This window comes from Acinetobacter sp. TW_SC_4 (assembly GCF_054861205.1).
This window is the reverse complement of the sequence record NZ_CM142174.1, coordinates 1,580,593-1,605,922: the sequence shown is the minus strand read 5'-3', so window position 1 is coordinate 1,605,922 and position 25,330 is coordinate 1,580,593. Positions and strand designations below refer to the sequence as shown.

General features: G+C 43.3%; 20 protein-coding genes and 2 pseudogenes. 17 read left to right on the top strand and 5 right to left on the bottom strand.

Translation table 11 applies throughout. The features are described from left to right. Nucleotides 1-9: 9 nt before the first annotated feature. The 4 genes from ACWM1W_RS07715 (at nucleotide 10) to ACWM1W_RS07700 (ending at nucleotide 4,093) form a co-directional block, all read left to right on the top strand. Nucleotides 10-1,209, top strand: a complete 1,200-nt coding sequence (locus tag ACWM1W_RS07715; RefSeq protein ID WP_005235711.1) for an acyl-CoA dehydrogenase — start codon at nucleotides 10-12, stop codon at nucleotides 1,207-1,209. A gap of 210 nt (nucleotides 1,210-1,419) precedes the next feature. Further along, nucleotides 1,420-2,700 carry an MFS transporter gene (locus ACWM1W_RS07710; RefSeq protein WP_208462498.1) on the top strand — a complete coding sequence of 427 codons (1,281 nt, stop codon included), beginning with the start codon at nucleotides 1,420-1,422 and terminating at the stop codon, nucleotides 2,698-2,700. 50 nt (nucleotides 2,701-2,750) lie between these two features. Further along, the gene (locus ACWM1W_RS07705) at nucleotides 2,751-3,419 is read left to right on the top strand and encodes a 3-oxoacid CoA-transferase subunit A (protein ID WP_004785693.1); all 669 of its coding nucleotides are present in this window, start codon (nucleotides 2,751-2,753) and stop codon (nucleotides 3,417-3,419) included. After that, nucleotides 3,419-4,093 (top strand): 3-oxoacid CoA-transferase subunit B, encoded by a 675-nt coding sequence (locus ACWM1W_RS07700; protein ID WP_375725466.1) that lies wholly within the window; start codon nucleotides 3,419-3,421, stop codon nucleotides 4,091-4,093. The genes ACWM1W_RS07705 and ACWM1W_RS07700 overlap by 1 nt, the downstream gene beginning before the upstream one ends. A 533-nt stretch (nucleotides 4,094-4,626) precedes the next feature. Here the strand turns inward: ACWM1W_RS07700 and ACWM1W_RS07695 are convergent. From ACWM1W_RS07695 to ACWM1W_RS07685, 3 genes are all read right to left on the bottom strand, one after another. Then, the gene (locus tag ACWM1W_RS07695; protein ID WP_262735792.1) at nucleotides 4,627-5,826 is read right to left on the bottom strand and encodes an MFS transporter; all 1,200 of its coding nucleotides are present in this window, start codon (nucleotides 5,824-5,826) and stop codon (nucleotides 4,627-4,629) included. A 17-nt stretch (nucleotides 5,827-5,843) separates the two neighbouring features. Beyond that, entirely contained in the window at nucleotides 5,844-7,109 is a 1,266-nt protein-coding gene (locus ACWM1W_RS07690) for a DcaP family trimeric outer membrane transporter (RefSeq protein ID WP_375725465.1), read from the bottom strand. A 223-nt stretch (nucleotides 7,110-7,332) separates the two neighbouring features. Next, nucleotides 7,333-8,631, bottom strand: a complete 1,299-nt coding sequence (locus tag ACWM1W_RS07685; RefSeq protein ID WP_262735793.1) for an MFS transporter — start codon at nucleotides 8,629-8,631, stop codon at nucleotides 7,333-7,335. Between the two features lie 450 nt (nucleotides 8,632-9,081). Here ACWM1W_RS07685 and ACWM1W_RS07680 point away from each other — a divergent pair, with 450 nt between their 5' ends. Genes ACWM1W_RS07680 through ACWM1W_RS07670 form a run of 3 tightly spaced genes read left to right on the top strand, consistent with a single transcriptional unit; the run spans nucleotide 9,082 to nucleotide 12,615 of the window. Next, a complete protein-coding gene (locus tag ACWM1W_RS07680; RefSeq protein WP_004785705.1) occupies nucleotides 9,082-9,855 on the top strand; it encodes an enoyl-CoA hydratase in 774 nt (257 codons plus the stop codon). 2 nt (nucleotides 9,856-9,857) lie between these two features. After that, the gene (locus ACWM1W_RS07675; protein WP_375725464.1) at nucleotides 9,858-11,378 is read left to right on the top strand and encodes a 3-hydroxyacyl-CoA dehydrogenase; all 1,521 of its coding nucleotides are present in this window, start codon (nucleotides 9,858-9,860) and stop codon (nucleotides 11,376-11,378) included. 25 nt (nucleotides 11,379-11,403) lie between these two features. Then, complete coding sequence (locus ACWM1W_RS07670; protein WP_375725463.1) at nucleotides 11,404-12,615, top strand: 3-oxoadipyl-CoA thiolase; 1,212 nt, start codon at nucleotides 11,404-11,406, stop codon at nucleotides 12,613-12,615. Nucleotides 12,616-12,736: 121 nt separating this feature from the next. On the opposite strand, the gene ACWM1W_RS07665 is transcribed toward ACWM1W_RS07670, so the two are convergent. Next, the gene (locus ACWM1W_RS07665) at nucleotides 12,737-13,174 is read right to left on the bottom strand and encodes a PaaI family thioesterase (RefSeq protein ID WP_004785711.1); all 438 of its coding nucleotides are present in this window, start codon (nucleotides 13,172-13,174) and stop codon (nucleotides 12,737-12,739) included. A gap of 110 nt (nucleotides 13,175-13,284) precedes the next feature. Between ACWM1W_RS07665 and ACWM1W_RS07660 the strand changes: the two genes are divergently transcribed. The 7 genes from ACWM1W_RS07660 to ACWM1W_RS07630 all read left to right on the top strand — a co-directional run bounded on the left by ACWM1W_RS07660 (nucleotide 13,285) and on the right by ACWM1W_RS07630 (nucleotide 21,274). Next, nucleotides 13,285-14,040, top strand: coding sequence for a class II aldolase/adducin family protein (locus tag ACWM1W_RS07660; RefSeq protein ID WP_004785712.1), 756 nt, complete (start codon nucleotides 13,285-13,287; stop codon nucleotides 14,038-14,040). After that, nucleotides 14,037-14,960 (top strand): 2-hydroxyacid dehydrogenase, encoded by a 924-nt coding sequence (locus ACWM1W_RS07655; RefSeq protein WP_375725462.1) that lies wholly within the window; start codon nucleotides 14,037-14,039, stop codon nucleotides 14,958-14,960. Before ACWM1W_RS07660 ends, ACWM1W_RS07655 begins: the two co-directional genes overlap by 4 nt. A 37-nt stretch (nucleotides 14,961-14,997) precedes the next feature. Beyond that, nucleotides 14,998-15,786 (top strand): enoyl-CoA hydratase-related protein, encoded by a 789-nt coding sequence (locus tag ACWM1W_RS07650; protein ID WP_005235693.1) that lies wholly within the window; start codon nucleotides 14,998-15,000, stop codon nucleotides 15,784-15,786. Between the two features lie 11 nt (nucleotides 15,787-15,797). Further along, nucleotides 15,798-16,778, top strand: coding sequence for an NAD(P)H-dependent flavin oxidoreductase (locus ACWM1W_RS07645; RefSeq protein WP_005235692.1), 981 nt, complete (start codon nucleotides 15,798-15,800; stop codon nucleotides 16,776-16,778). A 207-nt stretch (nucleotides 16,779-16,985) separates the two neighbouring features. Further along, complete coding sequence (locus ACWM1W_RS07640) at nucleotides 16,986-18,788, top strand: acyl-CoA dehydrogenase C-terminal domain-containing protein (protein ID WP_375725461.1); 1,803 nt, start codon at nucleotides 16,986-16,988, stop codon at nucleotides 18,786-18,788. Nucleotides 18,789-18,923: 135 nt separating this feature from the next. Beyond that, complete coding sequence (locus tag ACWM1W_RS07635; protein WP_005235689.1) at nucleotides 18,924-19,763, top strand: alpha/beta fold hydrolase; 840 nt, start codon at nucleotides 18,924-18,926, stop codon at nucleotides 19,761-19,763. Nucleotides 19,764-19,777: 14 nt separating this feature from the next. Further along, entirely contained in the window at nucleotides 19,778-21,274 is a 1,497-nt protein-coding gene (locus tag ACWM1W_RS07630; protein WP_375725460.1) for a flavin-containing monooxygenase, read from the top strand. Between the two features lie 66 nt (nucleotides 21,275-21,340). Here the strand turns inward: ACWM1W_RS07630 and ACWM1W_RS07625 are convergent. Next, nucleotides 21,341-22,604: pseudogene (locus ACWM1W_RS07625) on the bottom strand (MFS transporter). Between the two features lie 281 nt (nucleotides 22,605-22,885). Here ACWM1W_RS07625 and ACWM1W_RS07620 point away from each other — a divergent pair. The 3 genes and pseudogenes from ACWM1W_RS07620 to istB all read left to right on the top strand — a co-directional run. Further along, a pseudogene (locus ACWM1W_RS07620) lies at nucleotides 22,886-23,422 on the top strand (AMP-binding protein); the annotation flags it as partial. A gap of 87 nt (nucleotides 23,423-23,509) precedes the next feature. Next, complete coding sequence (gene istA / locus ACWM1W_RS07615; RefSeq protein WP_286716026.1) at nucleotides 23,510-24,529, top strand: IS21 family transposase; 1,020 nt, start codon at nucleotides 23,510-23,512, stop codon at nucleotides 24,527-24,529. Continuing rightward, a complete protein-coding gene (istB, locus tag ACWM1W_RS07610; protein WP_075167882.1) occupies nucleotides 24,529-25,302 on the top strand; it encodes an IS21-like element ISAba8 family helper ATPase IstB in 774 nt (257 codons plus the stop codon). Before istA ends, istB begins: the two co-directional genes overlap by 1 nt. The last annotated feature ends 28 nt before the right edge of the window (nucleotides 25,303-25,330 follow it).

Here is a 25,330-nt window from a genome sequence, read left to right as displayed (position 1 = left end):
AATATTAAAATGAGCACAAGAATTAGATTTGACTGGCAAGATCCATTTTTACTGGAACAGCAACTGACTGAAGAAGAACGTATGATCCGTGACAGCGCGCATGCGTACTGTCAGGATAAGCTGATGCCACGTGTACTAGAACAGTTCCGTCATGAGAAAACAGATCCCACTATTTTCCGTGAAATGGGTGAACTCGGTCTGCTGGGTCCAACCATTCCTGAGCAATACGGCGGTGCCGGCTTAAATTATGTCAGCTATGGTCTGATTGCCCGTGAAGTAGAACGTGTGGATTCAGGTTATCGTTCTATGGCCAGTGTGCAAAGTTCTCTTGTGATGGTGCCAATCAATGAATTTGGTTCTGAAGAACAGAAACAGAAATATTTGCCAAAACTGGCGACCGGTGAATATATCGGCTGTTTCGGTCTGACTGAACCAGATCATGGTTCAGATCCGGGCAGCATGATTACCCGTGCCAAAAAAGTCGATGGTGGTTACCGTCTGACAGGCGCCAAAATGTGGATTACCAACAGTCCGATTGCTGATGTCTTTGTGGTTTGGGCAAAAGAAGTGTCTCCTGAAGGCAATGTCGGTGATATTCGCGGCTTTATTTTAGAAAAAGGCTGGGAAGGGCTTTCTGCACCAGCGATTCACGGTAAAGTTGGCTTACGTGCTTCGATCACCGGTGAAATCGTGATGGACAATGTTTTTGTTCCAGAAGAAAACGCATTCCCGGAAATTCGTGGTCTAAAAGGTCCATTTACCTGTCTGAATAGTGCCCGTTACGGTATTGCTTGGGGTGCGATGGGTGCAGCTGAATTCTGTTGGCATACAGCGCATCAATACACCATGGACCGTAAACAGTTCGGTCGTCCATTGGCTGCCAATCAGTTAATTCAGAAAAAACTGGCAGACATGCAAACTGAAATTGCGCTGGGTCTGCAAGTGGCATTACGTTTTGGTCGCATGAAAGATGAAGGTATTGCTTCAGTCGAGGGTACTTCACTGATCAAACGTAATAATTGTGGTAAAGCTTTAGACATTGCCCGTTTAGCGCGTGACATGATGGGCGGTAACGGGATCTCTGATGAATTCGGTGTAGCTCGTCATCTGGTAAATCTGGAAGTGGTCAATACTTATGAAGGTACCCATGATGTACATGCCCTAATTCTAGGTCGTGCTCAAACAGGTATTGCTGCATTCTCCAACTAAATGCAGATCAACTTCTAGCCAGCAATGCTGGCTAGTTTGTTTTGGCTGACTTTAATTAAAGTCAGCAAATCAAGTTCTGGGATGGTTTTTTAAAATCTAGTCAGTTTCAGAATTAAAGCTCAATTAAACATTCTATGTTTCATTTAATTAATTAGGTGAAACATAAACTTTTAAAAGGCACAGGAGTGCCAGCAAAGTGTAAAGGACATTATGAATACGCTTAATTCACAACAAAATCTTCTACCAGAAGAAAATATGCCTAAGAAAAAGGTCTGGATTCTGGCTTTTGTCTTTTCATTTTTAGCGTTATTGGTAGATGGTGCAGATCTTGCACTATTAGCCTACAGTCTAACCAGCCTCAAACAAGAATTTTCTTTAAGTAGTATTCAGGCAGGTGCACTTGGTAGCTGGACACTTGCTGGTATGGCCATTGGTGGCTTTTTTGGTGGCTGGGCTTGTGACCGCTTCGGGCGAGTTCGGGTGATTGTTGTTGCGATCGCTTTATTCTCTTCATTAACCTTCTGGCTAGGCTTTACTCAAAGCTATGAAGAATTCAAATGGTTGCGATTCTTTTCAGCAATTGGCTTAGGTGCCCTCTATATTGCCTGTAATACGCTAATGGCAGAGTATGTGCCAACAAAATATCGTTCTACAGTACTTGCTGCTTTAATGACAGGTTGGACACTTGGTTCAGTCGTTGCCACTGTACTTGCAGGATGGTTACTTCCAGAATTAGGCTGGCGTTACCTTTACTATATCGCCATTGTTCCGATTGTTCTTGCCATTGGCATGTTCTTCCTGGTACCAGAACCACAAGCCTGGTTAAAGGCGCGTCAAGAGAGACTGGCAGCCAAAGCCAGCGGCGTGGTGCAGGAAAAACCGAAGAATACGTTTAAAATGATCTTTGCCGATGCTTTAAGCCGTCGCATGTTCATCCTCTGGTCGTTCAGTACCGCATTTTTACAGTTTGGTTATTACGGTGTAAGTAACTGGTTACCGGCTTATCTGGAATCAGATCTCGGTATTAAATTTAAAGAAATGACCACCTATATGATTGGGACCTTCCTGATCATGATGTGTACCAAAGTGATCGCAGGCATTATTGCGGATAAAATTGGCCGTCGTGCAGTATTTGCTTTCGGTACCATGGGCACTGCAATCTTTATTCCAATTATTGTCTTTGGCAACACACCGGACAATATCTTATGGCTGATGCTGTTTTTCGGATTCCTTTACGGTATTCCATATGGCATTAACGCGACTTATATGACTGAAAGTTTCTCTACCAAAGTCCGTGGTACAGCTACAGGTGGCGCTTATAACATTGGCCGTCTAGGCGCAGTATTGGCACCTTTAACCATCGGTTATTTTGCGCAAGGTGGCTCAATTGGTACAGGTCTACTTATCATGAGTGTGGCTTATTTTATTTGTGGTTTGATCCCAGCGATTTTCATTAAAAACCGTTTGTTTGACCCACAAAAAGCTGACTAATTGATTAATCAAATATTTATAAAGACAGGAAGATGCTAGGAAGCAATTAAATGAATAAAATCACACAGGATATCGAAACTATACTCAAGCAGATTCCAGATGGTGCGCATATTATGACTAGTGGCTTCGGTTTGGCAGGACAGCCAATCGAACTGATTGAAGCTTTGATTGATATTGGTCCTAAAGATTTGACCATCATCAACAATAATGCTGCTTCTGGTGACCGTGGCCTAACCAACCTGTTATTGTCAGGACTGGTGACAAAAATGATCTGTTCATTTCCTCGTGCCAATAACTCCAAGGTGTTTGAAGAGCTGTATAAAGCTGGAAAGGTTGAACTAGAGTTGGTACCACAAGGCAACTTGGCTTGCCGTATCCAGGCAGCGGGTGCAGGTCTGGGCGCTATTTTTACGCCTACAGGTTACGGCACCAAGATTGCTGAAGGCAAAGAAACCCGCCATATCAATGGCAAGGACTATGTGCTGGAATATCCAATTCATGCGGACTATGCCTTGGTTTATGGCAATCAGGCTGATCAATGGGGCAACTTGACCTACCGTAAAGCAGCGCGAAACTTTGGCCCGTTAATGGCAAAAGCGGCCAAAACCACGATTGCCCAAGTGCATGAAATTGTAGAGTTAGGCGAGCTTGATCCAGAGATTATCGTGACGCCGGGTATTTTCGTGCAGCATGTGGTGAAGGTAGGAGATATCAAATAATGACAATTCAAAAACGTACACGCGAACAGATTGTAGAAAAAGTTGCACAGGATATTCCGACCGCTTCTTATGTGAATTTAGGCATTGGCTTACCAACACGCGTTGCTGGTTATTTAAAACCTGAACAGGATATTGTCCTGCATTCTGAAAATGGTGTTCTGGGTTTTACCGCTTTAACTGATCCTGAACAGGCTGATGATGATCTGATTAATGCCGGTAAAGAACTGGTCAGCATGCTCGATGGCGGTAGTTTTATGAACTCTGCAGATTCCTTCGATATTATGCGTGGCGGCCATTTAGATTTCTGTATTATGGGCGCCTTTCAGGTCGCCGTGAATGGTGATCTCGCTAACTGGCATACCGGTGCACTGGATGCGGTTCCAGCAGTGGGTGGTGCCATGGATCTGGCGGTTGGTGCTCGCTGTGTCTATGTTTGCATGGAACATGTCACAAAAAATGGCGAACCACGAATTGTGGAAGAGCTGACTTATCCAATTACTGGTAAAAACTGCGTTGACCGCATTTATACCGATTTGTGCATTATTGAACTCAAAGATAATCAGGCTTGGGTGCTAGAAATGGTGGATGGCTTGAGTTTCGAAGAACTTCAGCAACAGACAGGTTGCAAGTTACTTGATAGCCGTGCAGCTGCACAGTTAAAACCATCCGTATAATAATTCTATCAATCATTTAAACATGATTAGAAATCGCAGCTTAGGCTGCGATTTTTTTATGTGTTGTATTTTTTGCGCTAAGTTATGCATTCTAAAAGCGGACATTTCTACTTAGGAATAACATATTTTTATTTATCTTTATAAATCATAGTGTTACCCCATAAAAAAGCCCAATCATCACAGATTGGGCTTTTTTTATAATTTTTCATGTTTCACGTTCAATGAATAAGCAATGTTCCACGGTTTTATGTAGTCTCATTTAACTATAAACGGAAAAAATGTCCTGATGCAATAAGAATAAATATCCAAGTAATTATGGTTTAGTAACATTCTCTATTTAAGTGTTAAGTTAAAAAAAGAATTCGATACTTGACCTGAAAATGATGCTGGCAGGAGCCGAGTTCTTTTTAAACTGGGGAGCAGTTCTAAATTTCACAGAAAAGAATTCAAAATAGAAATGCAGAGATAATGTGTCATGTACTGCGCACCCAATCTTATATTCTATGAGTGCACAATGTATGAGTCTAAATCGATTAGGATTGGGGCTGAATATTGACCAGATTGCGTTCGCGGCTTAGGTCATAGCGGTTAATACTAAAGATGAGCAGGGCAAAGCCAAAGCCCAATGCAACACAGGCTGACCAACCATACATTTTCCATAGGTTTAGCGATAGAAATGCACCGATCCCGGCACCTGAAAAATAACAGGTCATATAGATTGCATTAATACGGGAACGGGCTTGTACCGAGATTCGATATACCAGATTCTGATTTAACACATGCAGTGAAGAAATCCCAAAATAAGCGGGAATTAATCCAATGATATACACCCATAAATAGCTTTGCGCAAAAAATAACGGAATCCAGGCCAGAATTAAACCCGTGGTAGCAAGTTGTGCAACCCATTTTTCCCGATGTCGACCAATCATTTTACCGGTCCATTGTGATGACCAGATGCCAACCACACCAACAATACCCATTAACCCAATCTGGAAATCATTAAAATGATAGGGTGCTTCCGCCAGTACAAAAGTCATGGTGGTAAAAATAATACTCAGCATACCAAAGCCCAAACCACCAATGATGCTACGTCGGATCAGCATGGGTTCAGTTTTGGCAAAGGTAAATAGTGAGGGATAAATCTGTAAGATACTCATTTGTAATTGGCTCTTCGCTTTAGGTAACTGATACCACATAGCGATACTGAGCAAGAGAATAGAACAGCCACTCAAAAGGTAGACTGCATGCCAAGACCATAGGGTAGAAATCAGTCCTGATACAGTCCGGGCAAACAGAATACCGACCAGTACGCCACTCATCAGCAGACCAACCACTTCAGCACTTTTTTCTCTTTGAGACAGGTTAGCCGCAAAAGGAATCAGAATCTGGGTGGTAATCGAACAAAAAGAAGCGAGCAGGGTAAAACCATACAGCATATGCAGATTGGTACTGGCAGAAAGTCCGATTAGCGCCAGCCCCGTACATAACATGAGGCTGCAAATATAGAGGCGTTTTTCAAACAAATCGCCTAAAGGCACAAACAAGAATAACCCAGTGGCATAACCAATCTGGGTTAAAACGACAGTCCAACCAGACTCAGCCACACTGATATGCAGATCTTCTGCGATAGAATAAATTAATGGCTGGTTAAAATAGTTACAACCCGCGCAGAGTGCGCAGGTCATGGCCATCATAAACATAAATTTTCGTGAAATTTGCCCTTGGGCTGACATCCTTGTCTCCTAAGGCTTTAGAAACTATAAGTCGCTGATAAATTCACACGAGAAACATCCGCTTCTCGATTATCAAAAGTTTCACGTTTGCCGTGGTGATATTCTGCGCCCAGATTAACCTTTGGAACTGGAGAATAAATCACGTTAGCCACATAGTCAGTTAAACGTTTATTGGTTTCAGGATTCGCGCGTGCATAGTCGCTGGAATCATCAAAATCTACCACGCTGGCATTAATGCTACTACGTAGTTTTGGCGTAAATTTATGCGTAAAGCCGATATTTAAACTATTAAACTCATTGAGTAAAAGTTCGTTATTGATTGGATCGACTGAATAATCTCCACCCCAAGCAGCACCATCGGTTGTTGAACCTTGAGTCAAGAAAGCTGCAATACGCTGGTCACCGACCATATGGAAATAGTTACCCTGGATCGAGTTTTGATCATTGAGATGATAACGTCCACCAAGACCTACACCCCAACCAACTTTTTCAATATCACCTGTATCAGTTTGCGCCTGCTTTTGATTGACAAAGCCTTGAGCTAATAAATGCAGCGGACCTGATTGATGAATATATTTAGTGGTTAAAGCAGGCAAGGCAGAAGAGCGATCGCCACCAGCCATATACTCCAGACCAACATTCCAAGTATTTTCCGGATCAAATTTGAAAGCATAGCTGACTTGAGGCGTACGTAGGACCGATCCACCCAGTAATAAGCTGTAATCGACAGCTTCAGTACTAATTTCTGGTGTCGACATTAATGACCAGGCCTGACCAAAAGTCCAGTTATAGTATTTTAAATGTGCATGACGGATACGTAGTCCACCATCGCCTTTACCATTATTGGTCCAGAAGTCAGCTTCTAAACGTGCAGAAACATTTGGATTTCCACCCAAGTCTTTAGCCAGGAAACCAATTCGGCTGGCAGCAGCAGTAAAATCTGAACGGGTAGAGTCAGGTTCAGTGAAAGGTACTTTATTAATCTGGTTAATGGTACGGCCACGAGCTTCAGGGGTACTTTTGAAATCAACTGCGCCATCAAAGCGAATCAATCCATAAACATCGACATTATCCACCATCGAACTCAGCGTTTTAGAGTCTTGTGCTTTGGCTTCTTCTTGCTGGTTCTTTAACGCAAGTTGCGCGGCTTTCTGCTGTTCCAGTTCGGCTTGGATTTGCTTTAACTGTGATTCTAAAAACTGCATCCGGTCTTCTGACGCTTCTGCTGAAAATGCCTGTGCTGAAGCAATACCACATAATGTTGCTAAAACTAATTTTTTCATTTCTTAATCCCTAAAGAAATTTTCTGATATCTAAGAAGGAAAATCTTTCCTTGTCGTTGCTCTCATTGCTAAATGCAGAGATGCTGACTTTTGAATAATGAATACGAATCTCGTTCAACCAAGAAACATCCTGTTCAGGTCAAAGGGTATGTATTCGATATTTAAAGTCATAAAAATATAGATGAAGGAGGGCAGTAAATTTACCGCCCTCTTGAGTTAAAAGTTATTCAGCTTTTTGTGGATCGTATAAACGGTCCTTAATAAACAGGGCAGGAATCAAACCGCATAGGAAGTAAGCTGCACCCATCACCAATAGACCCGTACCGATCGAACCATTCATCGCAAGATAACCAATCGTAATTGGAGCGAAGATTGCACCGATACGACCAATATTGAACGCACCGCCAACTGCTGTACCACGTACTCCAGTAGGGAAACTTTCGGTTAGATAGGTTGCATTAATGGCATATGGAATACCGTACAGGAATCCGAAGATCAGCATCAGTACACCAATATTATCGGCATTGTGCATATACACCACGACAGGAATAAACAGCGCTGTTCCCATGGTGCCGAAAGCAAATACGATACGACGACCAATTTTGTCAGCCACATAACCTGCAATGATTTTGGCGAACATCATGGTGATAAAAGTACCTACCATGTATAGCGCCATTTCCTTGAATTTAATGCCTAATTCAGCTTCAAGATAACTTGGTAACCAGTTGCTTACACCGAAATAACCGAATAGCAGGAAACCAGAGCTGAAAGACCAAAGGATGAACATCTTGCCATGGGTTTTATCTTTAAGGATGGTGATATACGGATTGCCTTTTTTGGCATCATTATCCACGATCTGACCAGTTCTTTTCATTTCACGGACACGTTTCCATGACTCTGGTTCTGGTACCATGAAGTGCATCAAAATACCCAAAGCTAATGGGGCAATTGTCACCCAGTACAGCATACGCCAGCCGAATTCAGGAATAATCCAGCCTGAAATCATGGTAATCACCAATGAACCTAAAGTGAAACCGGTCATCAATGTTGCCAGTACCGTAGTACGGTATTTGGTTGGTACATACTCAGACATCAGGGTATTACAGGCAATATATAAACAGCCCAAACCTAAGCACGAAAGGGTACGTAAAATCGCAAACTCTTGATAAGACTGGGCAAAACCTGAATAGGCAGACAAGATTGAGAAGGAAATAGTGGCCAAAACGATGACACGTACACGTCCAAACTTGTCACAGGCCCATCCACCAATAAAGCCACCGATCCCCATACCCAAAAGAGAATAACTTCCCAAGGCACCGGCCTGTACAGAAGTCAGTCCCCATTCTGCTTTCAAACTAGTCAAGCTGAAAGCCAGAATACCAATGTCTGCACCGTCACATAGTAAAATCAAAAAAGCGAAGACAAAGGCCGTCATCCACAGGCGTTTAGGTGCCTGCTTAATGGTGCCGTCGGAGGAGACCCCCGTTTTAGTTTCCTCAGCTACGATGGTATCGCTTGTCATTCTTATATCCTCTATATATTAAAGTAGCATTCCTCTGCTACCGCTAAATCCATTTTCTTCCTCACGGAAAAGCATTTTCCTCATCTAAGGTCTAAGCGTCTGTGCGCATTCGCCCTGTTACGATCAGGCTGGATCTGATTTTTCCGTTTCACCTTGAGTGAAAAATCACTGAACAACGTAGTATCCTTATGACGGAAATTAATTTTTTTATTTTGTATTGTGGTTAATATTTACATAAATGAATAACCAAAATTCGAATTAAATAATTAATTCCGTATTGCGAAATCAATTAATCATAAAATAGCCAGCTGAACAAGATTTTTTACTCTAATTTTTATTAAAAAATAACTTTTTTACGTTTTTTAGAGAAAAAATCTTGATTTATGGGTCTAGAAACCGTAGTTTTATATAAAATAAAATTTCGCTATACAAAATAAATGGAGATTTTTGATGGAACAGGTAGTTCAAGTAGAGCAAATCTCGACACATGTGGCGATGGTCAAGATCCATCGTCCAGAAGCTAAAAATGCCCTGAATACAGAAGTGCGCCAGAAACTGGCTGCGGCTTTTCTGCAATTGAATGACGATGAAAATATCCGTGCCATTATTCTCACTGGCGGTGAAACTGATTTCGCTGCAGGCGCTGACCTTAAAGAATTAGCCAATGCTGAAACGATCCAGATGATGCAACGTCGTACTGAGCGTTACTGGCAAGCCATTGCGCAGTGTTCAAAGCCGGTGATTGCAGCAGTAAACGGTTATGCATTGGGCGGTGGCTGTGAACTGGCGATGCATGCGGACATTATTATTGCCGGAAAAAGTGCCCAGTTCGGTCAGCCTGAAGTCAAAGTAGGGGTAATGCCGGGTGCTGGTGGTACACAGCGTTTATTCCGTGCCGTGGGTAAATTCCATGCGATGCGTATCATCATGACGGGTTGTCTGGTACCAGCGCCGGAAGCTTATCAGATTGGCCTGGTGTCTCAAGTAACGGAAGACAGTGAAACCCTGGCAACAGCAATCAAAATGGCTGAAGGTCTGGCAAAAATGCCGCCAATCGCGCTTGAACAAATCAAGGAAGTGGCTTTACTGGCTGAAGATGTGCCACTCAATGCTGGCTTAATGCTGGAACGTAAATCTTTCCAGATGCTGTTTTCTTCAGAAGATCAAAAAGAAGGTATGCAAGCCTTTATTGAAAAACGTAAACCAAATTATCAGGGACGATAAGCATGAGCATTCAAATTCAGAAAATCGGTATTATTGGCGTAGGCACCATGGGTGCGGGCATTGCCCAGATCGCAATTCAATCTGGCCATGATGTCGTGTTGTTTGATGCCAAAGCGGATGCTGCTGAACAGGCACAGGAAAAGCTGGCTAAAACATTAAATACCCTGGCTGATAAAGGTAAATTCAGCCATGAAAAAGCTGCTGAAGATCTTGCTCATTTATCCATTGCCCAGCAGATCGAAGACCTGAAAGATTGCGATTTAATCGTTGAAGCGATTATTGAAAATCTGGAAATCAAACAAAAGCTGATGCAGCAACTGGAAGGTATCGTAAAACCGGAAGCAATTCTGGCATCCAATACATCTTCACTGTCTATCAGTGCGATTGCCGCCAATTGCCGCCAACCGGAACGCGTTGCCGGTTATCACTTCTTTAACCCGGTTCCACTGATGAAAGTGGTTGAGGTGATTGAAGGCTTTAATACCCGTGCTGATATTGTGGATGCACTCACTCAGTTATCTACAAAAATGGGACATCGCCCGGTAAAAGCCAAAGATACCCCAGGATTCATTATCAATCATGCTGGCCGTGCTTTTGGTAGCGAAGCCTATGCGATTTTGAATGAAAATGTCACTCCATTTTATGACATTGACCGCATCTATCGTGACGGCATCGGTTTCAAGATGGGACCATTCGAGTTAGGCGATCTGACCGGCATGGATGTATCTCATCCGGTAAGTGAATCAATTTATCACCAGTATTATGAAGAAACACGTTATCGCCCAAGCGTGATTACCCGTCAACGTTTTATTGCCAAACAGTTGGGTCGTAAAACCGGTAAAGGTTTTTACGATTATACCTCGGGGAGCAAAGTAGGTGATGTAGCTCCAACCTTGGTTGAAAAGCTGGATCAATATCCATCGGTTTGGCTGGGTACAGAATATAGCGAAGACCGTCAAGCACTTGAGCAATATCTACAGCAGTTCAATATCCAGATCGAGCAGACTGACGCACCTTCAGCAGATGCTTTAATCCTAATTGCGACTTATGGTGAAGATGCCACTTCAGCCGCAGTCCGCTATCAGGTGTCTCCGCAGCAAGTAGTCTGCATTGATCTGCTTTATGGCCTAAATAAACACCGTACCCTGATGCCAACGTTTGTGACCAAAGCTGAACTGGTAAACGCAGCGCAATCGATTTTCAATCTGGATGGTGTGGCTGCAAGCACAATTCAGGAAAGCGTTGGTTTTGTAGCGCAACGTGCTTTGGCCATGATTGTGAATCTTGGCTGTGATATTGCCCAGCAAGGTGTTGCAACCGTAGAAGATATCAACGTTGCCGTGAAGTTAGGCCTTGGTTATCCATACGGCCCAATTGAATGGGGCGATGTACTGGGTGCGGAAAAAATTCTGAAAATTTTAGACCGCATGACTGCAATTACCCGTGACCAGCGTTACCGCCCAAGTCCTTGGTTGCGCCGCCGCGTTCAGCTCGGTTTACCTCTTATTCATACTACACATTAATTAAAAAGTTAAAGGAATAACACTCATGTTAAATGCCTATATTTATGATGGTTTACGTTCTCCAATCGGTCGCCATGCAGGAAGCCTGGCAACTGTACGTCCAGATGATCTGGCAGCAACAGTCATTAAAAATCTGCTAGAAAAAACCGGTATTCCAGCAGCTGACGTAGAAGATGTGATCTTTGGTAGCACCAACCAGGCCGGTGAAGACAGCCGTAACGTGGCTCGTTTTGCGGCACTGCTTGCTGGTATGCCTGTGACCGTTCCAGGTCAAACCGTGAACCGTCTTTGTGCTTCAGGCTTGGGCGCTGTGATTGATTCAGCACGTGCCATTACCGCAGGTGAAGGCGAGCTGTATATTGCAGGTGGTGTAGAAAGTATGACGCGTGCACCGTTTGTAATGGGTAAAGCTGAAAGCGCGTATTCACGTGATGCCAAAATCTATGACACCACGATTGGTACACGTTTCCCAAACCGTAAATTTACTGATCAGTTTGGCGCGCACAGCATGCCAGAAACAGGTGATAACGTCGCCGAAGAGTTTGGCATTACGCGTGAACAGGCAGATACTTTTGCTGCTGCATCACAAGAGAAATATCAAGCTGCAAAAGAAGCAGGTTTCTTTGAAGGTGAAATTACACCGATTGAAGTTTCACAAGGGCGTAAATTACCGCCTAAATTAGTGACTGAAGATGAACATCCACGTCCATCTTCGACATTTGAAGCATTATCCAAGTTAAAACCGCTTTTCGAAGGTGGTGTAGTCACTGCGGGTAATGCATCAGGTATCAATGACGGCGCTGTAGCACTGATTATCGGCAGTGAAAAAGTTCAGGAACAGTATGGCTTAAAACCTTTAGCTCGTATCCTGTCTTCTGCAGCCGCTGGCATTGAGCCACGCATCATGGGCGCAGGTCCAATCGAAGCAATCAAAAAAGCCGTTAAACGTGCAGGTTTGACGCTAGATGATATGGACATTATCGAGATCAATGAAGCATTTGCCAGCCAGGTGTTATCTTGCCTGAAAGGTCTGGATGTTGCATTTGATGATCCGCGTGTGAATCCAAACGGTGGTGGTATTGCGATTGGCCATCCATTGGGCTGTTCAGGTGCGCGTTTGGCCTTAACCGTCGCACGTCAATTACAGCGTACTGGTAAAAAATATGCCGTGATTAGTTTATGTATCGGTCTGGGTCAAGGCCTGGCGATGGTGATTGAAAACCCTGAAGCTGCATAAAAGCTTTAGTCATCGTATTAATGCCATGTATAGATAATATATATGGCATTTTTTATTAGACTATTTATATAGAAATAAAAATCCCTGCATATCGCAGGGATTAATTAAATCAGCGTAAGGACTATTTGCGGTCAGTGACCAATAAAGTTGCTGAACCAAAGGCATAAATTTTACCGTCTTTGTCGACAATTCGGCCTTCTGAGGTCAGCACATTGCGTCCGATCCGGATCACTTCACCAATGGCTGTATAAGTTTCACCATTTTTCATGGCTTTGAGCATTTTGACATTCAGGTCAATAGTGGAAAAACTGACACCAGCATCAACTGTGGTATGCACTGCTGCACCAGTTACGCTATCCAGAACAGTGGCGCAAAATCCACCATGAATGCCGCCTTGCAGATTGAAGTGACGTTCATCTGGATAAACTTCATATTCCACATAGTTTTCATGGACGACACTGAGTTTCATGGGAATCAGTTGTCCCATCGCTGAACCAGGCAATTCGCCATTTTTAATTGCGGTTAGATATTCAAGTCCATTCATTTGAGCTGTAGTCATATCGTTTCCCTTTAATAAAATATTTCGCTTTATGAAATAATATTCTGTTTTTATAAAATTATGATATAACAGATAGTGATCGAAATGCTATATTTTTCTAGGATGGAATGATGACAATAAAAAATCTCGTTACAGCTGCTGAATGGCAGGCACGCTGTGAACTGGCAGCGCTTTATCGCATTATTGCGCATTATCGGATGACTGACTTGATTGATACCCATATCAGTTTAAGAGTTCCAGATCAGCCTGACTGCTTTCTGATTAATCAATATGGAGTCGCATTTGAAAAAATGCGTGCCTCAACGCTGGTGAAGATTAATCATGAAGGACAGGTAGTAGAAAGCTATGAACAAGATAAGCCAGTGAATATGGCAGGCTTCGTGATTCATTCTGCGATTCATGAAGCACATCCTCATCTGAATTGTGTTATTCACACCCATACCGCGGATGGAATTGCTGTTTCTGCACAGAAACATGGGCTTCTCCCAATTTCCCAGCACGCCATGAAATTTTATCAGCATGTGGCCTATCACGAATATGAAGGCGTTGCGCTTTCAACTGACGAACAAGAACGCTTGATTCAGGACTTGGGCGACCATCGTGCCATGATTTTACGCAATCACGGACTATTAACGGCTGGGGAGACCATTGCACGGGCTTTTCATGAAATTTATTTTCTGGAACGCGCCTGTCAGGCACAGGTGAAAGCCTTAAGCGGCGGTGCTGAATTGCATTATCCAGCAGAAGAAGTCCGAATTAAAACAGCCAAGCAGTTCGCGAGTCCTCTCATTGAACCGATATTACAGCGTGCCTGGCAGGCCGCTTTGTCCCTGATTGAGCATCAATATACGGAGTATGCATCATGATTGTTATTTCCAGTTCTGTACCGAATATTGAGGCCATTCTGATCAAGTCTTTTCAAAAATATGCGCCTGCAGGCAGTTTCTGTACAGTGGACAGCCCTGAAGCTGAACGGGCAACCACAGTTGCTGCCTGGTTTCCAGATCTGGAAAAAGTGCAGCAGCTACCAAAGCTTGGCCTGATTCATTCGATTGCTGCTGGGGTAGAACATTTAAACTTAAATGCTGTACGCCCAGATCAAGCCGTTTGCCGGGTACTGGATCCACATCACCAAAAGGGCATGTTTGATTATCTGCTTTGGGGCGTGCTGTATTTTCAGCGTTATTTTGACTGCATGATCCAGCAGCAAAAGCAGCAGCTCTTGAAACAGTATCGTCAAAGTTATAGCCATCATATCCAGATCGGGATTATGGGACTGGGGCATATGGGCGGATACGTAGCAGAACGCTTTGCTGACATGGGCTATCAAGTCTCTGGTTGGTCGAATTCCCCAAAAGATATCAATCAAGTTAAAAGTTATGTGGGCCAAGAACAGCTTTCCGAGTTCCTGGCTCAAAGTCAGATTCTGATTAACCTGCTACCCCTTACCGAAGAAAATACCGGGATTCTTTCTGCTGAATTATTTCAGCAACTGCCTGAACAGGCAGTTTTGATTCATGTCGGGCGTGGCCAGCATTTAATCGAGCAGGATTTATTGGATGCACTGGATTCTGGTCATCTGCGTGGTGCGATTGTTGATGTATTTGAGCAGGAACCGCTGCCTGCTGACCATCCATTCTGGCAGCACGAAAAAATTGTGGTGACACCACATGTGGCCTCACATGCCCCAATGTCTGTGGTGGTAGAGCAGATTCTGGAAAATGACCGCCGTTTAAATCAAGGCCTGGATTTGTGTCATCAGGTGGATGTCAATAAAGGCTATTAATTGTAGGGATACAGATAAAAAAATAAGGAAATTGATGATGTGGGAAATGATTCAGACTCAGGTTCAGCAAGGCGTCGCTACTTTAAGTTTTAATCGGCCAGATTCACTGAACAGTTTTAACCGGCAAATGCATGAGGAAGTGCAACAGGTTTTGAAAAGCTGGAATACGAATCCGGATATTCGGGTGATTGTGATTCTGGGTAATGGCCGGGCATTTTCTGCGGGGCAGGATTTAAAAGAACGGGCTGGACAGCTTGGCAATGTACCTTTGCCACCAGAGGGTTCGCTGGCTAAATACTATAATCCTTTGATCAACCTGATTCGCAAAAGCCCTAAACCTGTGATTGCAGCGGTAAATGGTGTGGCTGCCGGTGCAGGGGCTAATATCGCACTGGCTTGCGATCTGGTCATTGCCAAGGAAAGTGCCAAATTTATTCAAGCCTTTTCTAAAATCGGCTTAATTCCTGATGCCGGCGGTACCTGGATGTTGCCGCGTTTAATTGGTTATGCACGCGCTATGGCATTAACCTTACTCGGTGAACCTGTGCATGCCAAAGAGGCTGCTGAAATGGGCATGATCTGGAAAATGATCCCTGATGCAGAATTTGATGCTTATATCGAAGAACTTGCACAGCGACTGGCACAACAGCCGACCTATGCACTGGCTTTAACTAAACAGGCGCTGCAACGCAGTGCTGAAAATAGCATGGATCAGCAACTGGAGCTGGAACAAAACCTGCAATATCTGGCCCTGAGTAGTCAGGATTATAAAGAAGGTGTACAGGCCTTTGTCGAAAAACGCCCCGCACAATTTACCGGACGCTAAGGAGAGCATTCATGAAAATTCAAACGCGTATTACCGAGCTTTTAGGCATTCGTTATCCGATTATTCAGGGCGGCATGATGTGGGTCGGTACTGCAGAAATGGCCAGTGCAGTCTCCAATACAGGTGGTTTGGGAACGCTGACGGCATTGACACAACCTACACCTGAAGCGCTGACCAAGGAAATTGCACGCTGCCGTGAAATGACAGATCAGCCTTTTGCAGTAAATCTGACTTTATTGCCCGCTGTAAACCCACCGCCGTATGCCGAATATCGACAGGCTATTATTGAAAGTGGAATCAAGATTGTAGAAACGGCAGGCAACAAACCACATGAACACATTGAAGCCTTTAAACAGCATGGCATCATTGTGATTCATAAATGTACCTCGGTACGTCATGCACTTTCAGCACAAAGAATCGGCGCGGATGTGATCTCGATTGACGGTTTTGAATGTGCTGGTCATCCGGGTGAAGACGATATTCCTGGACTGATTCTGATTCCAGCAGCCGCTGATCAACTCACTGTACCGATTGTAGCCAGTGGTGGTTTTGCGGATGGTCGTGGTTTGGTGGCAGCACTTGCTTTAGGTGCAGAAGGCATCAATATGGGAACACGTTTCTGTGCCACACAAGAAGCGCCGATCCATCCAAATATCAAGCAGTTTTATGTCGACAATGATGAACGGGCAACGCATCTGCTTTACCGTCAGTTCAGGAATACTGCGCGTGTTGCGAAGAATGCAGTATCTGATCTCGTCGTTAAAATGGGTGAAGATCCAAATCTGGAATTTGAACAGATTCGCCCTTATGTCAGTGGCTTAAAAGGCAAGCTGGCTTTGGAAAATGGCGATGTTAATGCAGGCATACTGACAGCAGGTCAAGTAATGGGATTGATCCATGACATTCCAACCTGTCAAATGCTGATTGACACTATCATGCAAGAAGCAGAACAGATTGTTCAGCAACGTTTGGCTCAGTTTTTCCCGCGCTAGATCGTTTCATTTTGATCATTTAATCAAAAGCCATTCATTACCGAATGGCTTTTTTATACCAAAGTTTTAATTTTTTAAATGTGATTTTTTATGTCATGACTAGATTTTATCCATGAACTTATATTATATTCGACCTAAAACATAATTTCGTATTATGAAATTAATTGTCATAAATATACAAATTAGAACTCATACAAGGGAATTACGATGAGAAATTATATTGCGCCATTAAAAGACATGAAGTTTGTCCTGAAAGATCTGCTCAATGTTGAACAGAAATACACAGGCTATGCAAAGTTTGCAGACAAAGTTTCTATGGATATTATGGAACAATATCTGGAAGTCGCTGCGGACTTTTGCCAAAACGAACTTCTACCGATTAATGCAACAGGCGACCAGCAGGGCTGCCGTTTGCAGGATGGCGTCGTAACTACACCGGATGGTTTTAAAGCGGCTTATGACAAATATGTAGAACTCGGCTTTACTTCATTAACTGGTGATGAAAAATATGGCGGCCAAGGCTTCCCGACTTTATACCGTATTGCCATTTCAGAAATTATCACAGCGACCAACTGGTCTTGGGGTATGTATCCAGGCCTGTCACATGGTGCGATGCGTACCTTGGAACATCATGGTAGCGACGAACAGAAACAGAAATTCCTGGTACCTTTAATTGCAGGCCGCTGGACAGGCACCATGTGTTTAACTGAATCACATGCGGGTTCTGATCTGGGCCTGATCCGTACCAAAGCGGTGCCAAATGAAGATGGTAGCTACAGCATCAGCGGTGAGAAAATCTTTATTTCTGCAGGTGAGCATGATCTGGCTGAAAATATCGTGCATATTGTATTAGCACGTTTACCGGATGCGCCTGCCGGCACCAAAGGTATTTCACTGTTCATCGTGCCTAAATACAATCTGGATGAAGCTGGGAATGTGGCTTCTCGCAATGGCGTGGTGTGTAGCGCGATTGAACACAAGATGGGTATTCATGGCAATGCGACCTGTGTGCTGAATTTTGACAATGCCAAAGGCTTCCTGATCGGGCCTGAAAACCGCGGCTTGAACTGCATGTTTACCTTTATGAACTCTGCGCGTATTGGAACGGCGATTCAGGGTCTTGCTGCAGCTGAATCTTCTTATCAAGGTGCATTGGCTTATGCCAAAGACCGTCTGGCGATGCGTTCACTTGAAGGTGCGAAAGAGCCAAATCTGCCTGCGGATCCAATCATCGTGCATCCGGCAGTACGTAATATGTTACTGACTCAGAAAGTATTTGCAGAAGGTTCACGTGCCTTGGCTTATTATCTGGCTACGTATGCAGATATTGCTGAAGCAACAGATAATCCTGAAGAGAAAAAAGCCGCAGAAGATCGTCTGGCATTATTAACCCCAATTGCTAAAGCATTAATGACTGAAACGGGTGTAGAAGCAGCCAAACACGGTATGCAGGTCTTTGGTGGACACGGCTATATTGCTGAACATGGCATGGAACAGATTGCCCGTGATGCACGTATTGCTAGCCTCTATGAAGGTACCACTGAAATTCAGTCTATTGATTTACTGGCTCGTAAAGTGCTGGGTTCGAAACTAGGTTTATTAACTGCATTAACAGATGAGATTCAGAGCTTTGTAAAAGAACATCAGCAACATGCCCAGTTTAACCAGCAAGTGGCACAAGTGAGCCAGTTGACTGAGCAATGGCTAGAATTAACCAAAACCATTCAGTCTCAGACGCAACAGTCTGCCAATGAAATCGGTGCGGCATCAGTCGATTACTTATATTTCTCTGGTTATGTAGTGTCTTCATATTTATGGCTAAAAATGGCGATTACGGCTCAGCAAAAGATTGAAGAAGGCAATACTGATCCGTTCTATGCAGCGAAGATCAAAACCGCACAATTCTTCTTTGCACGTATTCTGCCAAGAACTTCAAGCCACATTGCCAATATTCAGGCCGGTGGTGAGAGCTTGTTCCTACTGACTCCTGAAGAGTTTAAATTCGATTAATTCTTTTACCCACGATCAATCTCTCGATCGTGGGTCTTTTTTTAATTTCTATTTTTTCATCCTGCACAATATTCAATATCGATGGGTACTTTTCAGTATTACATCGGCCATAAAACAACAAGATCAGGAGTCTATATGGATTTAGACACGATTACACGACAATGTCCTTATGGTGATCAACAACTCACTTATCATGAAGTCGGACAGAAATCCTCATATCCCACCATTATTCTGATTCATGGCACAGGTGGAAATACCGACAAACATTTCAGTTATATTTTCCCCATGCTCGGTATTCATCAGCGGGTTTTATCCATTGATTTGTATACCCCGGATAAAGCCGATCTGGCAGTGACTGATTTTAGTCACCAAGTTGAAGCACTGATCCATCATGCAGTTGAAGAAGATGAAGCTATTACTGTGGTGGGTTATTCACTCGGTGCCGTGATTGCTGCACAAGTGGCTGCAAGTCTTAAACAGCGCGTGGCACGTTTGATTTTGTTAGCCGGTTGGGCAAAAACCAGTTCGGTGCAACAACTACGAACCACCATCTGGCAACAGTTATTTAATGATCAATCTGCAGCATTGCCGCATTTCGTGAATTATTGCCTATATAGCGATGACTATCTGTCAGCTCGTACTGAAAAACAGGTGCTTGATCTGGCACGTTTCGTCAAACCTTCTCAAGATGCAGCTAAACAGCGTGAACTGAATTATCGCATTGATATCACCGCCATTTTGCCGGACATCTCTGCTGAGACCTTGATCGTGGCCTGTCGTGAAGATCGTATGGTGCCTTTAGCGCAAGCAAAATTACTCTTTGCTTCGATTCAGAATAGCCGTTATATCGAAATTTCTTCGGGACATGCGATTCATATTGAAGCGCCAGCAGAAGTTGTGCAGCTAATTAATCAGTTTAGCCAGCATCCAGAGCAGTATCCGGCGAATCAAAAAATCCAGCCCATGATGCCTTAAAAAGGAGAAAAATAATGCAGGCTCAAGGACAGCGCAGCAAGATTTTAATTGTAGGCAGTGGTTTTGGTGGCCTAGGAATGGCGATCCGTCTTAAACAGCAGGACATTCACGATTTTAAAATCATTGAACGTGCAGCAGAAGTAGGCGGAACATGGCGGGATAATACCTATCCCGGCGTCGCCTGTGATGTACCATCACATTTATATTCTTTCTCGTTTATTAAAAATCCCAACTGGTCACGTGTCTTTCCGCAAGGGGCAGAAATTCAGCGTTATTTAATCCAATGCTGTGATCAGGAAAATATCCGGTCACATATTGATTTTCATACACAACTGGAAAAAGCCAGCTGGAATACCGAAAAACGTATATGGGAAATCCAGACCTCTAACGGTTTGTATCAGGCAGATTTTTTAATTACAGCAACCGGGCATCTGGCAGATGAACATCTGCCACAAATTCCGGGATTGGATGAATTTCAAGGTCAGGTGATGCATTCTGCACGCTGGAATCACGAAGTGAATCTGGATAATCAGCGTGTGGTCGTCGTAGGTTCAGGCGCTTCTGCGATCCAGCTTGTACCGGAAATTGCCAAAACAGCAAAAAGTCTGACCGTATTGCAACGTAGTGCACCGTATATCTTGCCGCGACCGGACCGACCTTATTCTGAGTCAGAAAAACAGCTTTTCCGCAAAGATCCGGACAGCACGTCGGCGTTAAGACATTCCTTGTTCTGGGGTAATGAATACAATTTTGCCCAGCGCCGTAATCTGAAAAGCCAGATTGAGCGGGTCAAAAAAAACTGCCTACAATTCTTGAAACACCAGATTCCAGATCCTGAATTACAGCAGAAACTCACACCGAATTATGAACCGGGCTGTAAGCGCTTACTGCTGTCCAATGATTATTATCCGACTTTTCTAAAACCGAATGTCACGCTTGAAGATTCAGCTTTGGCTCAAGTGAATAAGGATGGCGTGATCAGCAAGTCCGGCAATGAATTTCCTGCAGATATTATTGTCTTTGCTACCGGATTTGAAGCAGCACAACCACCTTATGCCGCAAAGGTAGTGGGTAAACATGGCCTAAGCTTGGAGCAGCAATGGTCTAGTGGTATGCAGGGTTATCAATCTACGACAGTCCATAATTTTCCAAACCTGTTCATTCTGAATGGTCCCAATACCGGAAGTGGGCATAACTCAGCGCTTTATTTCCTGGAAACCCAATTTGATCTGGTACTGGACGCCTTGCAATTTTTTGAACAGCAACAGATTCAGGTTTTTGAAGCCGATCAGAACGCCGAAAATCGCTATATGCAGGAATTACAGCAACTTTCCCAAGGCAGTGTCTGGTTATCAGAAAGCTGTCAAAGCTGGTATCTGGACCCGGTGAGTCGCAAACTGACTTTGGTCTGGCCGGATTATGCACATTCTTTCAGAGATAAAAACCAGCATTTTATTCGCAGTGGTTACCATTATGAATATATAGAAAATGCTCAGAGAAAAGTTGTCTGATTTTTAAATTTATTCATTAAAAAAACCAGTCTATTTGACTGGTTTTTTATCAAAAGATGATAGAGATTAATCTGCTTTTTGCGGATCATATAAGCGATCACGTATAAACAGTGCAGGAATCAGACCGCAAATAAAATAGGCACCTGCCATTTACCAGTAAACCCGTTCCAATTGAGCCTCCATGAGCAAAATAACCAATAGTGAGTGGTGCAAATACTGCTCCGATACGGCCTATATTGAATGCACCACCTACAGCCGTACCACGAATCGAAGTAGGGAAGCTTTCAGTCATATACGTGGCATTAATGGCAAATGGTATACCATACAAGAAGCCGAACATGAGCATCAGGTACAAAATATTGGTCGGTGTATTGAAATAAATTACAATCGGAAGAAACAGGGCTGTGCCCATGGTTCCAAAAGCGAACAAGGCACGTCGTCCGAAACGATCTGCCAGAATCCCGGCGACGATCTTGGCAAAAATCATGATCATAAACGTGCCAACCATATAGCCAGTCATGGCCTTAAAGCTGATGCCCAGATCCGATTCGAGATAGGCAGGTAACCAGTTACTTAAACCGGCATAGCCAAATTGCAGGGCACCTGCACTTAAAATCCATAGTAAAAATATCCAGCGGTGATTTTTATCTTTGAGAATGACTTTATAAGGATTCTCTTTTTTCACCTTAACTTTGCTAGCTGCTTCCTGACGTTTTAATTCACGTGAACGTAGCCATGAATCCGGCTCAGGAACAAGAAAATAAAGCAGAAAAGCCAGAACGATCGGGCAAATGGTAATCCAGTACAGCATACGCCAGCCATATTCAGGAATAATCCAGCCCGCCAGTAAAGTTGCACATAATGAACCTAAGGTAAAACCGGTCATAAGTGCCGCCAGAACAGTCGTCCGGTATTTTGTCGGAACATATTCTGACATTAAGGTATTACAGGCAATGTATAGGGAACCCAGTCCAATAGCTGCAATACTGCGGATAATTAAAAACTGATGATAAGATTCTACAAAACCCAAAGTGCAAGATAAAATTGAAGAAAGAATCATATAAAATACAATAACTTTCACCCGGCCAAAACGGTCACAGGCCCAACCGCCAATCACTCCACCGACCAGACTCCAGCTCCCTAAGGCACCTGCCTGAACCGTGGTTAAATTAAATTCAGCTTTGATACTGGTGAGGCTATAGGCCAAGAAAGCCAGATCAACACCGTCTGCAAGTAAAATAAGAAAACATAGAATAAACGCGGTCATCCATATTTTTTTAGGCTGAACTGTGGCCTGTTCAGCTTCTAGCACTGAAGTTTCATACGTCATCATCGACATCCTTTTCTTTTTACATTGTTGTTTTATAAGAATGAATCCACATTTTTTTGTTGCTTTTACTGATTTATTATTTCGCTATAAGAAATGTCATATTATTAATTGATAAAATATATCCAAATAATTAGCCATAAAATTCGTGATTTTATTTGTAAAAATTTGAAATTAGCCAAATATTGCATTGATTTGGGAGGAAAGATAACGTTATTATTTTTTAATCAAAATAAAGTTTCACGATACAAAATAAATTTAAAATCAAGGGTAGGAGTGCTGTAATGACAAGTCAGCCATGGATGGAAGAATATAAAAAATGGAACGTCAATCCGGAATTTACCTGGCCTGACCCTGATAAAACTTTGAGCATGACAATTGCTGAGAATCTACTTAAGTTTAAAGATAAGACTGCATTTTTTTATCTGGATCGAAATTTCAGCTATCAGGAGATTGATGTTTATAGCCAGAAACTGGCTACTTACCTACAGAATCTAGGCTTGGCGGCCGGTAGCCGGATCGCTGTGATGTTGCCGAATATTATTCAATATCCGATTGCGACTTTCGCGATTATTCGCGCAGGTTATATTCTGGTGAATATAAACCCGATGTACACCCAACGCGAGCTGTATCATCAAGTGCAGGATTCAGGAGCAGAAGCCTTGATTATTCTAGGCTCAACCTTAAAACAGTTAAATAATCTGGATGAATGTCCTGCACTGAAACATGTAATTTCTACCCATCCGCTCGATTTCATTCAGGATCAGCCTGTTTCAACTTATAGACAGGCTGCGCAATATTCAGGAAAACAGTTTTCTGATGTTAGCGGCAGTGTAAAAATGACCCCCTAACGGCATTTAAAAACTGACCCCCTTGGTTAATATAGCGGTCATTTTGGACTGCTCAACATGTTAACTTTGGAGCAAGCAGTGACAATCCAAATACTTCATCAGCAAGGTAAATCCATTAAAGCCATTAGTCGTGAACTGGGGGTGTCCCGAAATACCGTACGTAAATATTTACGGCAGAAGGAAACACCTCAGTATCGGCGTACACAACCTAGAACAAGTATTCTTGATCCATATAAACCCTATTTACTCAAACGTGTAAACGCAGCTCATCCTGAATGGATTCCTGCTGTTGTGCTCTACCAGGAAATTTTAAGGTTGGGATATCCAGGAAAGATCAGGATCTTGAGGGAATATCTCGCAACATTAAAACCAGTTGCTAAACCGGAACCGATCATTCGTTTTGAAACCCAACCTGGCCAACAAATGCAGGTGGATTTCACCACGATTCGACGCAACAACACGACTTTGAAAGCCTTTGTCGCAACATTAGGGTATTCCAGAGCGACTTTCGTGAAATTTTATGATCATGAACGTACCGATGCATGGATCGATGGTCTAGAAAATGCATTTCAGTTCTTTGCAGGAGTACCTCAAGAAATCCTGTTTGATAACGCTAAAACGATCATGATTGAACGGGATGCCTATCAGGAGGGGCAGCATAAATGGAACCCCAAACTGCTCGACTGCGCCAAGAAATACAGCTTTCGTCCTCGCGTATGTAAGCCCTACCGTGCACAGACCAAAGGCAAAGTTGAACGCTTTAATGGATACCTCAAATCAAGCTTTATTGTGCCATTGAAAGCAAGCCTGAAGACTTCGGGTTTACTGTTAAATGTTGATGTCGCCAATGCCCACATTGGCCGGTGGCTGCATGAAACCGCCAATCAGCGGATTCATGCCACCACGCAAGAAAAACCGGCTGTTCGACTGCAACAGGAGCAGCAAAAATTTACGCCATTACCGCAATCAGATACAGGTTCTGGCACTGTACCTGTTGCAGCAGCACAGCATATCATGCCCTACGAGAGTTTGCAGCATCCCTTATCGGTATATGATCAGTTGCTAGGAGTTTCCTGATGAATCTGCAATACGACCGTATAGAGCAGCTTTGCCAAAAGCTCAATCTGCCTGCCATCGCATCACAATGGTCACATCATGCACAACAAACATTAGGTCAGGATGGAAGTTATGCCGACTTTGTTGAAGCAATCTTGACGCATGAATATGCTGCCAGGCAACAGCGCAGTCAGCAGGTACTGATGAAACTCTCAGGCCTGCCTCAAGTCAAAACCCTGGAAGACTATGATTTTAATTATGCCCTAGGGGCCCCTAAATCACAGGTGATTGAACTGTTCAATCTGAGCTTTATTGCTAGAGCAGAAAATGTGGTGTTTCTGGGGGCTAGCGGAGTAGGAAAAACGCACTTATCTATGGCATTAGGCTATAAGGCCATCATGAACAACATTAAGATCAAGTTCATTACCGCAGCGGATTTAATGCTGCAACTGAGTACAGCCTATCAGCAAGGTAAATTGAAAACCTATATGCAGCGTGCGGTACTGGGACCAAAGTTACTGATTATCGATGAAATTGGTTATTTACCATTTGGACGTGAAGAAGCGAATCTGTTCTTTAACGTGATTGCCAAGCGTTATGAAAAAGGCAGTACGATATTGACGAGTAACTTACCCTTTAGCCAATGGTCTAAGTCATTTGCGGATGATGTCACGTTGACCGCTGCGATGTTAGATCGGCTATTACATCACTGTCATGTGGTACAAATATCGGGTGAGAGTTATCGTTTGAAGGGTAAAAAAAGAATTGGGATTCAGCCCCAGGTTGAAACTTAATACGAGATCAAAGGGGTCAATTTTACTT